The organism is Ruegeria sp. ABV3_008, assembly GCF_056161185.1.
The window spans coordinates 94614-111223 of the sequence record NZ_JBSWYP010000010.1; the positions used below are offsets into that span (position 1 = coordinate 94614).

Below are 16610 nucleotides of genomic sequence, written 5' to 3' on the forward strand. Positions count from 1 at the left end.
CTGCGACACGAATACCCTGCCACGCTTTCAGCGTTCTCGGGAAATTTGTGTCACTCGATGATTCAGGTAAAACCCGAAACGCTTTAGTCGATCCGAACTGACACCCGATCCGACGCGCCATGGGCGTCCACCACTACGAGTGCGGAATACCCGCGACCCGGGTTCGGGATTTCGAACTCGCGATGCCGTTGCCCCGTCAATACCGGAACGCCATCCGCAAGCAGCGAAAATGGTCCAATTCCACCACGTAGTTTCACGGTCACTGGGCCTCCACTCGTCTCTAACAACGAGTTATTGGGCGGAAAGATCACTTCCGGGGCGCTTGGGTCATCGTCGAACGCTGCCCCTCGGGGCTGAAAGCGTTGTAGGGGTTGCGGCAGTTCGGCGGCCCCCACGATCAAGGTCGATCGCGGCGGTGCGCGCAATGGCGTGGCAGTCGGTTTCAGATAACCGAAGGCTTCGAACAGCAGAGGGGCCGCCAGTTCTCCACCGAAGGCGCCGGGGACCGGAGTGCCATCCGCGCGCCCTAGCCAGACGCCGATGACGTGCTGGCCGTCAAAGCCGATCGCCCAGGCATCCCGATGCCCGTAAGATGTGCCGGTCTTATGCGCCAAGCCAAACGCGGCGGCCCCCGGTGGGGGAGGCAGACCGGCCAGAATATCGCTCACCTGCCATGCCGCGACATCTGACAGAACCCGAGGCGTCTCAGCGCGGTCCGCCAAGGCCACATGGCGCAACCTTGGCCCTTGCCCACCTGCGGCCAGCGTGGCGTAGAGTTGCACCAGATCCTGCAGGCTCAGCCCGACACCCCCCAGTGAGATAGCAAGGCCTGGGGTGCCTCCGTTCAGTTTCGGGTGGGCTCCAGCCTGCTGTAGGGCGGCCATCACGCGCGCAGGCCCAAGCTCATCCGTCAGCCGCACAACCGGGATATTGAGCGACAGTTGCAGCGCGTCCCGTACCCTTACATCGCCCCGAAAGACGCCATCAAAATTGCGCGGCGCGTAGCGGCCAAACATCACCGGGCTGTCGCTGATCAACGTTTCGGGATGGACCAGTCCCTGATCGAAGGCTAACCCATAGACCAGGGGTTTCAGCGTCGATCCCGGAGAGCGCAGCGCTTGGGTCATATCCACAAACCCTTGCCGCGCGCCCGCGTAGCCCGCAGATCCGACCGATGCCAGAATCCCTCCGCTGCGGTGATCAGCTACGATCAGCGCCCCCGAAATACGAGGCCCCGCTCGCGCCGCCGCCTGCGCCACAAGAGGCTCCAGCCGTTCCTGCAGCTCAGCATCCAGTGTCAGATCCAAAGCCTCTGATCCCGGGTTTTCGCGCCGCGCTCGGTCCGTCAGGTGAGGGGCTAAACGGGGAAATGGGCGCATCTGATCCGGGATATCTTCGGTCAGTGCGCTGTGCGTCTCGGATTCGGTCAGAACCCCATAGGACTGCATCCGCTTCAGAACTCGGTCGCGCGCGTCTCGGGCGGTCGACGGCGCGCGGTCAGGGCGTCGAACCTCGGGCGATTGAGGAAGGGCAATCAGTAGAGCGGCCTGCGCGGGGGTCAACCGCGCTGGATCTTTTCCAAACCACGCACGGCTACCTGCGCGAAGACCTTCCAGATTGCCACCATAGGGCGCGTGGGTCAGGTAGAGGTTTAGGATTTGCTGCTTGCTCTGACGCCGTTCCAGCGCCAATGAGACCCTAACTTGGCGAATTTTGCCGCTCCAGCGCCCGGTTGAGCCATCCTCGATAAGCCGCGCGACCTGCATGGTCAGGGTTGATCCCCCCGAAACAGTTCGCCCATTCCATAGGGCTTGCCCGGCAGCGCGAAGGAACGCGACGGGGTCAACACCGGAATGCGACCAGAACCGTTTATCCTCATACCGAACCAGCATTTCGATGAACGCCGGGTCCACCGGGCCGGGGCGCATGCGCCAGATACCGTCCTCGACCGGGAAGGCCCGCAGGAGCGATCCGTACCGGTCCCTTATTTCGACTGAGGTTTCGGCCAGAACAGGTGGCAGGACGGTTGCGTCTACCCACGCATCCAACTGGTCCCGCGCAAAGGCGGTCAGGTAGAGCGCAGAGGCCAACCCCAGCAAGACCGGGGCGAACCCCTTGCGTCGATATGACGGGCGCGGGATCACCGCACCTCAACCCGCCCGGTTTCGGTCCGCGCGCGGTTTTGCGGGCGATACATATCCTCGACCGAAGCGGCCGGATGGTGGAACGTACCGGGCGTGACGGCGCGCGCCATATAAGCCAGTGTCACCGTCTCACCGCCGGACAGATCGACCGCCGCCAAGAAGCGGTCTGCGCGGAACTCGGTATGCGTCGCGTCGGACAGGTTCAGCCAATCCAACGCGCGCACATCGCCTGATCTCAACAGGTTGGGATTGTCGATCTCGATCCCCGCTGCCAGAGGGTCATCGATCATCAACCGCGCTCCACCGCTCTCGAACGGTGTGACGGTTAGAACGGTTACAAAGCGGTCACCTGCGATGAAGGTAGACGGGTCCAGTGGGTCGCCTTCCAGCGAATAATAGGCTCTGTTTAAGGCGTATCCGGTACCTCCGGCCTCGGGCGGAGTGGTTGGGATGCCCGTCACTGTCAGCGTGATATCGGTTGGGTTGGCTGCGGTAGCCGAGATGTTCAGGTCATCCGTAAACCCTGCCTCACGCACTTGAACGAAGGGGCCCGAGACAGGCGCGCCGTTCACCATCAACCCCGAGTCGGATGGGTCTGTTACAAGCGCATGCGCGGCCAACAAGGACCATGAAGCCTCCTGCGTCGACAAATGCGCGCGGCTTGAGGTGACACGCTGGATCAGCGCGTCGCGATCCACTGCCTGACTGCCCACATCGACCGCAAGGGTCAGAAGACCGGCGGCATCCCGCAGATCTGTGCCGTAGTCGACCCGCCACAGGTATCGCTCCTGCGCGGGTCGGCGCTGCAGCAGCTGGGCCGCACGGGCGAACATGGCATCGGCACGGGTTTGATCTCCGTAGGACGCCAGGGCTGCCCCAAGTTGGGCTGCGGCCAGAGGGGTGTCGAAAGCGTCACCCTTGGTATCCGCGTAATAGCGCAGATCGCCCATCGAGGCTGCGCCTTCGCGCGCCAGCACCATCAACGCATAGGCGATATCTTCACCGCCTTCGTCGAAATCCGGGGCATAGTTCACGCGGTTTCGCAGGTTATCCATGGCCTGCGCAAAGGCGCGGTCCGACACCGGGTGGCCTTGCGATCGGGCGCGCGAGAGGAAGTCGGTGACATAGGCGTCCAACCAGAAATCTCCGCTTTCTGCGCGCCAGAGGCCGAACGCTCCGTTCGGGGCCTGCCGGGTCAGGATGCTGCGGATCGAGTCACCGATGCGTTGATCCATAATCGGCCCGTCACCCAGCCCCGAAGCTTGCGCCACGGACGACAGGTACAGCAGCGGAAGGGCCTTGCTGGTGATTTGCTCGGTGCAGCCATAGGGGTAGCGATTCAGCTGATCCAGCAGGGCGGGCGTGTCGAACTTTGCCAAAGCGCCTGCAGACAGGACCGCCTTTGCGGTGCCGGGCTGGAAGCCATCGAACACGTCCTGGGTGAACAGGAAATTGTCGCCTGTACCCAGCGAAAAGCGCCGTGTTTGAGCCACAATAGGGTCGTTTGCGCGTACCGGCATCCGGAGGGTTTGTGACAAGTCACGCCCATCAGGCGTCGTGATCGCCACGCTGATTTCCGGGTCTCCGACGGCAAGCGCGCGAAGCGGGACTTCGAACACCGCTTTGCCGCCATCCTCCAGAACAAAGCTGGTGGGCGCTGTTCCCAACTCCAACCCGGATGAGGCGGTCAGTCCCAGCGCCATCTCACCTGATGGGCCATCGGCATGGACGATCTCAAGCAACATCCTGCTTTGGTCGCCGGGGGCCAGAAAACGGGGCAGGCTGGCTGTGACGACCACAGGGTCGCGCACAATCATCTCGGCCTCGGCCTGTCCGACGGCTGCCGCCGACCAGGCGACCGCCATCAGCCGCACGGTTCCGTTGAAGGCGGGCAGAGGGATGTCGACCTCGACCTCTCCGTTTGCATCCACCTGAACGGGGCCGCTGAAAACGGCCATCAGGTCTTGTGTGGGCGGAGGAGATTGCCTCTGCATCCCCGAATTGTCACCGCCCGAGCGGATCGTGCCCATTGCACCGTTCATGCCGTCGATCAGGCGGCCATAGACATCACGCAGGTCCACGCCCAGACGGCGCTGGCCGAAATAGTAACCCTGCGGATCGGGGCTTTCGAAACCGGTCAGATTCAGAATACCAACATCCACGGCGGCCAGGGTTAGCCAAACAGGCTCACCTTCTGGAGTATTCTCGACCCTAATAAGGGCTTTTTGTGTCGTTCTCGGAGAGGTCACCTGCGGCACATCAATGCCCACATCCAACTTACGCCCGACAGGTTCAACCGTTGCGTGGGCCACACCCATTGCCCGTGCCGGGTTCTGTCCGGCTGCGACATCCATGGGGCGGATCACGGTGGCGGTGACATAGGCTCCGGCGCCCCAATCCTCGGTCACATCGATCGGGAACACGGTTTCGCCTTCTGGCACTTCGACCATCTGGCGGTGGATCAGACGGTTCGAGAGGACCTCGATCTGCGCCACGCCCGCCATGCGCGGCACGATCCGCAGTTGCGCCGTCTCACCCGGGCGATAGCTGTCGCGGTCCAGCGACATCTCTAACCGGTCAGGCGACGTGGAGGCGTCTGCCGCCTGATACCAGCCCGCGCTGAACTCCACGGCGGTTTCCGCGTAGGCGCCGTCGAGGCGTTCGACCACCAGTTCATACTGTCCCCAGTCAACCGGCTGCGATAGGTTCAGTGGCTCTGCACCTGTCTCAACCTCACCGGTGGCAATACGGGTGCGGCGCGTGGTCGGCTCCCAATTCCAATCGCCGTAGAGCTGATACCATTGATAGCGAGTTTCCAGCCTGTTCAACGTCCAACGAAGGCGCATAGGTTCAGCGGTCAAGTCCGGAGACAGGCCGATGACTTGGAACGCGGCCTCGGTGCCTTCGGGGATCACATCCTCGAACAGGGGGCGGATACCGATCATCGCCTGTGCAGAGCGGACCGGAGCCCTCAGACGGCGTTCGACAGGGCGACCTGATCCATCGGTAAGTCGGGCGATAACTTCCGCCTCTAGAGGTTTGCCATTTGTCTCTAACACAGGGATTTCGATGGCAATCGAGGCCTGTCCAGAGGCATCCGTCTGCGCATCGCCGAAATAGGTGCTTTTGGTTGAAGTCTCGGCGTCGTAGCGGCCGAAGCGATAGGTTTCAAAACCCGGAACGGCGTCGGTTGGGCGGGCGATGACCTGACCATCAATGCTCAGATCCGACCCCGGCGCGCCGAAAAGATAGCGAGCGTCGATCTGCAAGGGCGGCGTATCGCCGGGGCGCAAAGGCGCGTCCGGCAGGATGAGGTCAAAGTCGATGCGCTCGGGCAGGAAATCCTCGACCAACACGGTTTGACGGGCCAGAGCGTCGGCCTTGGGGTCGGACTTGATCTCAATCTTCCATGTCCCACGCGGCACATCGGGGGCGACGGGCAGGCTGAAGATGTGGCCGCCCGCTACACCGCCATCCGAGACCGCGCGGCGATACTCCACCCCATCGGGGCGATAGAGAATGGCGGTAAGGGGCAGGCCTTCGATGGCCTGAGCTGTGTTGTTGCGGGATAGAGCTGTGATGTGAATGACCTCTCCGGCGCGATAGGCGCCTCGGTCAGTGGTCAGGAACACATCCACGGGACCCGCAGGCGCGCGCCCTTCGACCCCGCGATCCGACAGGTCAAACGCGGGGTCAGTCAGAGAGAGGAAGCTGAAATCAGAATCCCCATCAACAACCATCACCAAAGCTGGTGCGCTTGCCCCCTTGCCGCGGGTCAGGCCCGCTTCGAACTGCGCATAGCCACTGGCATCTGTCTGCGCTTTGGCAATCACCGCGTTGGCGTTTGAGACTAGCGAAACCTCGATCCCGTCGCGCGGGGTAGCATCGTGCAGACCGCGTACGGTGACATGCAGCCCGTCGGTGCCAAGAGCCGTGCTGATCCCCAAATCGGTCAGCACGAACCACTGTGTTGCGCCTGGGTCATCATAGGGATCGGCCCCAGGTACGCGTGCAGTCAGCGCATAGATCCCAGCGGGTTGATCGGCAATCGCCTCCGCCATGGGCAGGCGGGCGGTCATGCTCTGGTTCAGCTCGTTTGCGATCTCGGCTGTGCCGGTCCAGACATCCTCGGCAATCTCGTCCGAAAACTCACGTTCCTGCCATTCGCTGAGGGGGCGGCCAAAGAAATCCTGCTGGATCGCCCGGATCAGGTTGCGGTCGCTGACGCGTCGCAGGGTCAGGTCCAGAGAACCGGTATTGACCGTCTCAACCGGCAGGGCCGCATCCGCCGATTTCGGCAGCACATAGCTGCGCCCCGGAAACCGGACCGACGGAGCACGGTCACGGACGTAGTGCGTCAGCTCGACAGTACGGTTGAGGGCCTCACCCGAGGCCGCCGGAAGCCCCTCGCGCAGGGCAAAGCGATAGCGCTGACCATGCGCAACGCCGTCTAGGCAAATGCTTTTGCCATCGACCTGTACCACCAGCCCATCGTCACTGCGTTGCACAAACGGGTCGTAATCGACCCCCGCCTTGACCAAGGGTTCCGAGAACTCAACGCAGATACGCGGTGCGGCGGCGTTGCTTTCCACCGTGCTGTCGATGATGCGGAAACCGTATTTACCGATCGCATCGTCCAAAGCTGCCAAGACATCCTCACGCGGTTGGACCTGTTCGGCCAGCCGCAGCGCCGATACCATATCGCGACCGCGTTCGACCGCTTCCAGCGCGTCTGACATCACCATCAGCGCCGCGATTTGGGCCCCCGGTGTGTCCGCGCGCAGATATCCGTTGATGGCGGCGTTCAACGCGCGGGTGCGGAAGTCCTGCTGCTCCTGATATCCGTTCGGGTTCAGGCGCAGCAGCAGCCGGGCGTATTCAACCCATAGGTCGGACGCATCGCTGAGGGTCACGGCCTCCCCAGTCCACAACATCGCAAGCCGGTCCGTATCTGCGTTTAGCGCTGACTCCAGCAAAGTCTGCAGGTCACGCCCTCCGGCAGAGTGGCGAAACCCAAGGTCGCGGGCCTGTTGAAACGCTTCGTTCAGGTTTTTCTGGCGAAGGAATGTGAGGGACTCAGCGCGCGTTTTCCCCAATAATAGGGTCTGTTCTGGGATGAATACTTTCTGTGCCGACACCGCGCCTTGATAGGGCTCCTGCCGGTTCACACCGCTTTTAGGAAAACAGGCATCCGACCGAGTGTTATAGGTAAAGGCCGTGCAGCTTTGATTGGCCGAACAGGCCCGGATGCAGGACTTTAGATCCGTATCGAACAGCGCATCCAGATCCGAGCCGAAAAAATCCGCATCTCGGGTCGTGACATAGCGGAACTCGGGCACGGCAGTCTGGGCCAGAGCGCCCAGGGTCAGGGCAAAAGTTGAAATGATGTAAGTTATTGAAAAAAATACAAAGCGGTGCATTGTGACCTCCTGTTTGGAGTCAATTTGACACGTGCGATGCCCTTCAGGCAACGGCTTAAACACTTTTTCACCGATTGCCCGGATGCTGACGGCAGAGCAGACCGGAATTACGCATCATGAGCCTTGCACAAAAACTGGTACAGGAACGGCGCGCGCGCCTGGTGGCGGAACGGATGTTGGCGCTGAAACAGGCCGAGCTGTCCTCGGCCAACCGCAAACTGGGCCGCCATGCGATGGCCCTGACCAAACGCATCGGCGAAACCCAGGCTGAGGTTGAAACCGTCCGGGATGAGAATGAAAAGGTCAAATCCGACCTGACCGAGGCCCATGCCAAGGTCGAAGTGGCCGAGCGTCGCCTGTGGCATTCGATCCAGACCATTCAGGACGGCTTTGCCTTTTTCGACGATGACAGCTGTCTGATTGGGGCCAATACTGCTTATCTGAGCGTGTTCGAAGGTCTGGATGAGGTCGCGCCGGGTATCCCTTACACGCGCATTCTCGAACTTCTGACCAACGAAGGCATCGTCGACACTGGCGCGGAAAAGGCCGGGGACTGGCAGGCCCGCATGCAAAGACGCTGGGCACGGGCCAATCCGCCACCCGAAGTGATCCAACTGTGGAATGGTCAATACATCCGCCTGATCGACCAGCGTGGCAGCGGCGGAGATGTGGTCAGCCTTGCCCTGAACATCACCGCATCCGTCCGGCATGAGGCCGAATTGCAGGCTGCACGCGACCGCGCCGAGGCTGCGAGCCGCGCCCAATCGGCCTTTCTGGCGAATATGAGCCATGAAATCCGCACGCCCATGAACGGCATCGTTGGCATGACCGAGTTACTGTCCGAAACACCGATGGATGAAGAACAGCGCCTCTATGTCAACACGATCCGCAACTCGGGTGAGGCGCTTCTGGTTATCATCAACGATGTGCTGGATTATTCCAAAATCGAAGCGGACAAACTGATCCTGCACCCCGAGCAATTTGATCTCGAACGCTGCATCCTTGAGGTTGCGATGTTGCTGCAGCCCAGCGTGCGGGATAAGGGCCTGACGCTGCTGGTGGATTACGACCTCTTCCTGCCGACGCTGTTCGTGGGGGATCCGGGTCGCGTGCGGCAGGTTTTGACCAACCTTGTGGGCAATGCCGTCAAGTTCACCAGCGAGGGGCATGTGTTGATCCGAGTGACCGGTGTCCCCCATCCGGACCGGCAGGACTGCGATGTCCACATCGCCATCGAAGACACCGGCATCGGGATCGAGGACAACAAGATCAATCACATCTTTGGTGAGTTCAATCAGGTCGAAGATGAGCGCAATCGCCAATTCGAAGGGACAGGGCTGGGCCTCGTGATCACAAAACGCCTGATCACCATGATGGGGGGCAATGTCTGGGTCGAAAGCGAAGTTGGGCAAGGGTCGTGCTTTGGCTTCCGGGTGACTCTGCCCACTGCCGAGGGGCCGCAACCCTCTCCGCCCGACCTGCAAGGGTGCCTGAAACACGTGATCCTGGTTGAGGATATGGCGGCCAACCGGGCCATCCTCGCCAAGCAGCTGGGGCGCCTTGGGGCAAAGGTAACGGTCTGTGCTTCCGGAGGCGAAGCGCTGTCGAAACTGGACCCCTCGATTGATCTGTTCCTATGCGATCACGACCTGCCCGACATGGACGGGATGGAGCTTGCGACCATCCTGCACGAGCGCGGCTGGACTGAATTGCCAGTGGTCATCATGTCCACCAATCCGGGCGTCATTCACGCCAGCCCCGCGCGACATTTGATAGAAGGCGTCTTGCAAAAGCCTATCCCCCGGTCCGAGCTTTACAGTCGACTGATCGCTTTGGGGGATCCTGTATCTCAGCCAGATACCTCGCCTCAACCTAAGCCTGAGACCCACCCAATCGGGAACCGCGTAATGCGCGTTCTGGCGGCCGAGGATAACAGGACCAACCAGCTGATCCTGAAGAAGATGGTCAAGGATCTGAACATCGACTTGCGTTTCGCGGGTAACGGGCAAGAGGCTGTTGATCTCTATCAGGAGTTTTCACCCGATTTGATCTTCATGGACATTTCGATGCCCCAGATGGATGGCAAACAAGCCACCGCAGAAATCCGCCGCCGCGAGGTTGAAACCAACCGCCACGTGCCCATAGTCGCCCTGACAGCTCATGCCATGGCGGGGGAGGATCAAGGTATTCTGGAGGCTGGTTTGGATCACTACCTGACCAAACCGCTGCACAAGAACCTCATCCAGCAAATGATCCTGGACCACTGTCCCGAGGATGCCAAACCTATCACGTCTGGGAGGCGGTGATCAGGTAAAAGAACCGTGAAAAGGGATCCCCACTTCATCTGGCTATAAATATCTCGGGGAGCCATCATTGGTGCGCCATTGGTTAGAGCCCAAATGGCGGCGGGCTGGCCCCTCGCTTCCTGCCCTCTACGCGGTGTAAGGGCGTACGAAAACGGGCCTATCGTCCTCCGACAGATCGGGGCGGTATTCATAGCCGCCGCTGTCAAAATCCAGCAACCCGGCCGGATCAGTCAGGCGATGCTGAATGATGTACCGCGCCATCGCGCCGCGCGCTTTCTTGGCGAAAAAGCTAACGGTTTTGGGCGTACCGGCTTTGTCCTCCATGAAGACCGGAGTGATGACCTTCAAATTCAACGCTTTCAGGTCGACCGCCCCGAAGTACTCCTGACTGGCGCAGTTAACCAGGACCTCGCTGCCAACCTCAGCCCCTTGCGCATTCAGTGCTTTGCTGAGCTGATCGCGCCAATATTCATAAAGGTTCTTGCCGCGCCGAGTTTTCAGTTTACTGCCCATTTCCAACCGGTAGGGCTGAATCGCGTCCAGAGGGCGTAGTACGCCGTAAAGGCCGGACAGGATCCGTAGGTGGTCCTGCGCCCATACCATCTCATCAGCGTCCAGCGAGGCTGCCTCCAGCCCTTGATAGGTGTCACCGGCAAAGGCCAGTGCGGCGGGGCGGGTGGCCTCAAGCTCGGGCGCGTCGGCGAAGGCGCGATAGCGGTCCCTGTTCAACCGGGCCAGATCATCGCTGAGGTCCATCAGTTTCTTGAGGTCGCCCAGTGTCAGGTTGCGCGCGGTCTTGGACAGACGATTCGCATCGTCCTGAAAGTCGGGTTGCGTGGTGTCAACATCCCGCTCTGCCCAGTCCAGCCGCTTGGCCGGGGAAATCACTACCAGCATATCCGCCCTCGTTTCTTGCCTGATAGGGCGTATTTAGGTCGTTTTGCGTTTCATCAAAAGTGCTTTTGTCGAAAGGCGCGTTCGACCGAAGAGAGAGGCAGCGTCTTTTGACGCCTTTCAAACGCGAAACGACCTAGCCCTCTTGCCGCAGCACATCCAGAAAGGCCGCCCCAAACCTTTCGTGACGACGATCACCCAACACCTGTTCGACCCCGCGCAGATCATCGGGTCGCATCTGCGCCACCTTCGCCAGTTGCGAGGCCGTGCAGCTCAGCGGCTTGTCGATCCCCTCTGGCCCGCGTGACAATTGTGACTGCACCTCAAGCAGGCGGTCGTAAATCTCGCCTTGCTCGCGCCCGGCCAGCTTGCGCCGCGCAGGGTGGACCGCTTCTACGGCCCCAGCAATGACCTCAAGGAAGGTGTCGCCATAGCGTTCAAGTTTTTTGGCCCCGACCCCTCCGATCCGGGCCATGTCGTCCAGTGTTTGCGGACGTTTCTCGGCCATTTCGATCAGGGTGCGGTCGGGGAAGATGACATAGGCCGGAACGCGCTGGGTTTCGGCCAGCGCCCGGCGCTTGGCTTTGAGGGCAGAGAGCAGCGGAGCGTCTTCTTCGGCCACCATAGCCTTGACCGCAGGGCGGCGTGTGGCTTTGCGGATCGTATCCTTGCGCAGGTTGATCTGCGCCTCGCCCTTGAGGATCGGTTTGGCGGCCTCGGTCATGCGCAGGGCACCGTGGCGTTCGGGGTCGGGGCGGACCAGATCATGGCCCATCATCTGCCGAAAGATCGCCTGCCATTGCGGGCGCGACCAGTCTTTGCCGATACCCCAGGTCGACAGCGTATCATGGCGGCGCGCGCGGATCTTGTCGGTTTCATTGGCGAGCAGGATGTCGATCAGATGGCCACTGCCAAACCATTCCTCGGTCCGCAGAATCGCCGAAAGCGCCATACGGACGGGGGTTGTGCCATCAAAAACCTCGGGAGGGGTGTCGCAGAGATCGCATTTCCCGCAGGGTTCGGCCGTTTCTCCGAAATAGCCCAGCAGAGTTTGACGACGGCACACCAACGCCTCGGCCAGACCCAGCAGAGCGTTCAGACGCGCATGATCCGCCATGCGCCGTTCGGGCGGGGCGAGGCCTTCATCCACCTGAGACCGCCGCAAGCGAATGTCGTCGGGGCCGAATAGAGTCAGGGTTTCAGCCGGACCACCATCACGACCTGCGCGGCCGATCTCCTGATAGTAGGCTTCGATGGATTTCGGCAAGTCCGCATGGGCGACCCAGCGGATATCGGGTTTGTCTATGCCCATCCCGAAAGCCACGGTGGCGACGACGATCAACCCGTCCTCGCGCGCAAAACGCGTTTCGACGATGCGCCGGTCCTCTGGGTCCATACCGCCGTGATAGTGACAAGCCGAATGCCCTTCGTCGCGCAGAGCCTTAGCCAGAACTTCGGTCTTGTTGCGGGTACCACAATAGACGATACCGGGTTGGGTTTTGCGCGCGGCGGCGAAGGCGAGGATCTGTTTGCGGGGACCATCCTTGGCGGCAAAGGCCAGATGGATGTTGGGCCGATCAAACCCCCGCAGAAACTTGCGCGGGGCGCCTCCGTCGAACAGTTTCTCGACGATCTCATCTTGCGTTTCGGCATCCGCCGTGGCGGTGAACGCGGCCAGAGGCACGTTCAGGGCGCGCCGCAGCTCTCCGATCCGCAGATAGTCGGGGCGAAAATCATGACCCCATTGGCTGACGCAATGCGCCTCATCCACGGCGATCAGGCTGACATTGATCCGACGCAACATGCCCAGCGCGGACCCGGCCGCCAGACGCTCGGGCGCCATGTAAAGCAGCTTGAGCCGTCCGGACTCCAACGCCTCCCACACCGCGTCGGTTTCTTCGGGTGTATTGCCCGAGGTCAACGCGCCGGCTTCAACCCCGGCTTCCTGCAAGCCTCGGACCTGATCGCGCATCAAAGCGATCAAAGGAGAGATCACGACCGTCACACCGTCGCGCAGCAGTGCAGGCAATTGATAACACAGGGATTTGCCGCCGCCCGTTGGCATGATTGCCAACACGTTTTCGCCTGCAGTTACAGCATCGACGATCTCTTCCTGACCGGGGCGGAAGTCGTCGAATCCAAAGACATCTCGCAGCAGGGGTGCGGCGTCGAACATGTGCGGGGTTGCCCTGTTTTAAGGTTTATCTGCTCTTAAGACAGGACAATCACATACTAAGATTCGGTGAACAAGAGGTCAGACGAAATAGCCGGCATTGTTGATCAGGATGATCCGCGCCGCATAGACCCCGATCAGCACGACCAGAGGGGTCAGATCCAGCCCGCCCATGTTCGGCAGGATACGGCGGATGGGGCCGTAGATCGGTTCAAGTATGCGGTTCAGGCCGTACCAGATCTGCGCGACCAGCTGTTGGTGCAGGTTAAGCACCTGGAAATTGATCAGCCAGCTCATGATCACGTGGGCGAGGATGATGAACCAGACAATGTCCAGGATCAGCAGCAAGATTTGGATCAGCGACAGCATGGGTACTCCGTTCTTTCACCGAAAAAGACCTAAGCACACACGCCGCAAAGAGCAAGCCTGCGCCAACTGAAAGCTTGCGAAATGGGCCAAACACCCGTCTTATTGGACAAAAGAATAACTGGGGCAGTCATGGCAGAGATTTCCAATCGCAAGCGCATCTGGGGCTGGTGGTTTTTTGATTGGGCGTCTCAGCCTTATCACACGCTGCTGGTTACCTTTGTATTCGGCCCCTATTTCGCCGGGGTCGCCGCAGGGTATTTCACCGATGCCGGGCTGGACCCGCAAGCCGCCGCCGCACGGGCGCAGACGGTCTGGGCCAATTGCCTGACCATCACCGGGCTGATCATCGCTTTCGGCGCGCCTCTGCTTGGGGCAATGGCAGATGTTTCGGGTCGCCGCATACCGTGGATTTTTGCGTTTTCGGTGATGTATGTGGTGGGGTCCGCCGCACTTTGGTACACGATGCCCGACGGTTCAAACATGTGGCTGATGCTGTCGGCCTTCGGGCTGGGCTTTGTCGGGGCAGAGTATGCGCTGATCTTCATCAACTCGCAGCTGCCTGATCTGGGCGACGATAATCAGGTGGGTGAGATCTCGGGCTCGGGTTTTGCCTTCGGATACTTCGGAGGGTTGATATCGCTGGCGATCATGCTGGCGTTGTTTGTCGAGCAGGCCAACGGCAAAACGTTGATCGGGATAGAACCTGCTTTGGGACTTGATGCCGCCACTCGTGAGGGCACGCGCTTTGTCGGGCCTTTCACTGCCGCGTGGTTTGTTTTGTTCATGGTGCCCTATTTCCTGTGGGTGCGCGATGACACAAACGCCGAGAAAACCGGCAGTTTCGCCGAGGCGCTGCGCCTGCTGGGGCACTCTATTTCGAACCTGCGGCATCGGGTCAGTCTGGCGACTTATCTCGGGTCGTCGATGTTTTACCGCGACGCGTTGAACGGGCTTTACAGCTTTGGTGGGGTCTATGCGCGGCTGGTTCTGGAGTGGGATCTGATCAAGATCGGTGTCTTCGGGATTGTCAGCGTTCTGGCCTCCGCCATTTTTGCGTGGATCGGGGGCAAGTTGGATCGGAAATACGGCCCTAAACCGGTCATTCTGGTTGCAATCTGGGTGCTGATCTTTGTCTGTATCACTGTCGTTTCGATGGACCGGACGCAGATTTACGGCATTGCACTGCCCGAAGGGTCCGGACTGCCCGACATGGTGTTTTTCGGCTGTGGCATCCTGATCGGCGGGATGGGCGGGGTTCTGCAATCCGCCAGCCGCTCAATGATGGTGCGCCATACCGATCCCACAGCTCCGGTTGAAAGTTTCGGCCTTTATGGCTTGTCCGGCCGTGCGACCGCCTTTGCCGCGCCTTTGCTGATTGGCGTCGCAACAACTGTGACCGGTAGTGCAAGACTAGGGGTGTCACCGATCATTCTGTTGTTTATTCTGGGTCTATTCCTGATGCGCTGGGTAAAGCCGGAAGGGGATCAGAGCAGATGATTTTACTACGTTTTTTGGCACTATTAGCCACGATCGCATGGGCAGGCACGGCGGGGGCGCAGCCCTTAGCCAAGCAATTGTTCGGGGCGCAAAAGCAAAGCTCACAACAAAAACCAGCCGCTTTCGGCAGTTATTCGCGCGGATGTGCCGCCGGATCAGTGCAGCTGCCTGAAACCGGGCCGACATGGCAGGCGATGCGCCTGTCCCGCAATCGCAACTGGGGCCACCCCGAGGCAATAGATTACGTTCAAGACCTCAGCCGGTTTGCGGCCAAGCAGCCGGGCTGGAATGGTCTCTATGTCGGGGACATCAGCCAGCCACGGGGCGGGCCGATGACCTCGGGCCATCGCTCGCACCAATTGGGGCTGGATATCGATATCTGGATGCTGCCCGGAGACAACATGCGGCTGTCGCGTAACGCGCGTGAGAATATCTCGTCCATTTCCCTGCGTCGCGCGAACGGAGCCTTCGTCAACGGAAACTGGACCAAACAGCACCACGCCGTTCTGCGAGCAGCCGCAAAGGACAAGCGAGTCGCGCGGATTTTTGTGTTCCCAGGTGCCAAGGTTCAGATGTGCAAGGAAGAAAAGGGCAACCGGGCTTATCTGCGCAAGATCCGGCCTTGGTGGGGCCATCACTACCACTTCCATGTGCGCCTGAAATGCCCGCGCGGGTCTAAAGGCTGCGTCAATCAGGACCCGCCGCCAAAGGGTGATGGCTGCGCACAGGCGCAGGAATGGGTCAACAATATCCTCAACCCTCCGCCACCAGATCCGAACGCGCCTGCGCCAAAGAAACGTCGCGAATATGTTTTGGCCGATCTGCCCCAGCAATGCGCTGCCGTTTTGTCGTCCAACTGATTGCCGCTGCTTTGTGGGCCGGTCAGGTCGCAGCGGTTGAGATCAAGAGCGCCACATTTCTGGGCAGCTACACATGGGTCGAGGCCACCGATTGGTTCGGTGGCTTCTCGGCCATACACCTGAGCGACGACGGATCCTACGTCACCCTCCTGAGCGACCGAGCAACTCTGGTCACGGCACGGATCACGCGCGATGGAGATGCGATATCGGGTGTCGAAGTGCAAAACCGCGGGCCGCTTCTGTCCAGCATGGGGCGTAAGCTGAGCGGCCGGGCGGGGGACTCCGAAGGAATCGCCCTTGCGCCAGGTGGCGGCTTTTTCGTGTCCTTCGAAGGTGTTCATCGCGTGGCCTATTATAGCTCTTCGGAGGCTAACGCGTTGGTTATGCCGCGCCCTCACGCCTTCAGCACGCTGAATCGCAACGGTTCTTTCGAAGGGCTGGCGATTGACGGGCAAGGGCACCTCTATACCCTGCCGGAGAAAACCCGCACGGCGAGCGGCGATATTCCGGTTTTTCGCTGGAACGGGACCACCTGGTCGACCCCTTTTACCCTTCCACCGCGGGATCGCTTCCTGCCCGTTGCGGCTGATTTCGGCCCAGATGGGCGCTTCTATGTGCTTGAGCGTTCGGTCGCATTCATCGGATTTCGGACCCGCCTGCGCCGATGGGACGTCTCAAATGACACACCACACGCCGAGGAGGTTCTGCTGGAAACCGAAACCGGTACACATGACAACCTCGAAGGTCTGTCGGTCTGGCGCGACGATCAGAACCGCCTGCGCGCAACGATGATCTCGGACGATAACTTTCTGGCGCTGCAGCGGACTGAGCTGGTGGAATACCTCCTGCCCGATTGACAGGACCAGACCAAGGGTCTAAACGCACGGCTTGCCTTGGGATGAGCCCTTGGCCAAGTCGCCGCTACCTTGTCAAAACGGGCATCTGAA

9 protein-coding genes are annotated in these 16610 nt (G+C 60.6%); 4 read left to right on the forward strand and 5 right to left on the reverse strand.

The window, feature by feature from the left end; genetic code table 11:
- Nucleotides 1-83 precede the first annotated feature (83 nt).
- Nucleotides 84-2144, reverse strand: coding sequence for a penicillin-binding protein 1C (gene pbpC / locus ACXAH8_RS16875; protein WP_475219940.1), 2061 nt, complete (start codon nucleotides 2142-2144; stop codon nucleotides 84-86).
- Entirely contained in the window at nucleotides 2141-7564 is a 5424-nt protein-coding gene (locus ACXAH8_RS16880) for an alpha-2-macroglobulin family protein (RefSeq protein ID WP_475219941.1), read from the reverse strand. Before ACXAH8_RS16880 ends, pbpC begins: the two co-directional genes overlap by 4 nt.
- 116 nt (nucleotides 7565-7680) lie before the next feature.
- Between ACXAH8_RS16880 and ACXAH8_RS16885 the strand changes: the two genes are divergently transcribed.
- Nucleotides 7681-9870: a response regulator gene (locus ACXAH8_RS16885; RefSeq protein ID WP_475219942.1), complete on the forward strand. Its 2190-nt coding sequence runs from the start codon at nucleotides 7681-7683 to the stop codon at nucleotides 9868-9870.
- A gap of 126 nt (nucleotides 9871-9996) precedes the next feature.
- On the opposite strand, the gene yaaA is transcribed toward ACXAH8_RS16885, so the two are convergent.
- From yaaA to ACXAH8_RS16900, 3 genes are all read right to left on the reverse strand, one after another.
- Entirely contained in the window at nucleotides 9997-10767 is a 771-nt protein-coding gene (gene yaaA / locus ACXAH8_RS16890; protein ID WP_475219943.1) for a peroxide stress protein YaaA, read from the reverse strand.
- Between the two features lie 133 nt (nucleotides 10768-10900).
- Nucleotides 10901-12940: a DNA helicase RecQ gene (gene recQ, locus ACXAH8_RS16895; protein ID WP_475219944.1), complete on the reverse strand. Its 2040-nt coding sequence runs from the start codon at nucleotides 12938-12940 to the stop codon at nucleotides 10901-10903.
- A gap of 78 nt (nucleotides 12941-13018) precedes the next feature.
- Complete coding sequence (locus ACXAH8_RS16900; RefSeq protein ID WP_170472916.1) at nucleotides 13019-13306, reverse strand: YggT family protein; 288 nt, start codon at nucleotides 13304-13306, stop codon at nucleotides 13019-13021.
- Nucleotides 13307-13435: 129 nt separating this feature from the next.
- On the opposite strand from ACXAH8_RS16900, the gene ACXAH8_RS16905 reads away from it, so the two are divergent.
- Genes ACXAH8_RS16905 through ACXAH8_RS16915 form a run of 3 tightly spaced genes read left to right on the forward strand, consistent with a single transcriptional unit; the run spans nucleotide 13436 to nucleotide 16520 of the window.
- Nucleotides 13436-14803: an MFS transporter gene (locus ACXAH8_RS16905; protein WP_170722020.1), complete on the forward strand. Its 1368-nt coding sequence runs from the start codon at nucleotides 13436-13438 to the stop codon at nucleotides 14801-14803.
- A complete protein-coding gene (gene mepA / locus ACXAH8_RS16910) occupies nucleotides 14800-15663 on the forward strand; it encodes a penicillin-insensitive murein endopeptidase (protein WP_170722019.1) in 864 nt (287 codons plus the stop codon). The genes ACXAH8_RS16905 and mepA overlap by 4 nt, the downstream gene beginning before the upstream one ends.
- A complete protein-coding gene (locus ACXAH8_RS16915; RefSeq protein ID WP_475219945.1) occupies nucleotides 15636-16520 on the forward strand; it encodes an esterase-like activity of phytase family protein in 885 nt (294 codons plus the stop codon). The genes mepA and ACXAH8_RS16915 overlap by 28 nt, the downstream gene beginning before the upstream one ends.
- The last annotated feature ends 90 nt before the right edge of the window (nucleotides 16521-16610 follow it).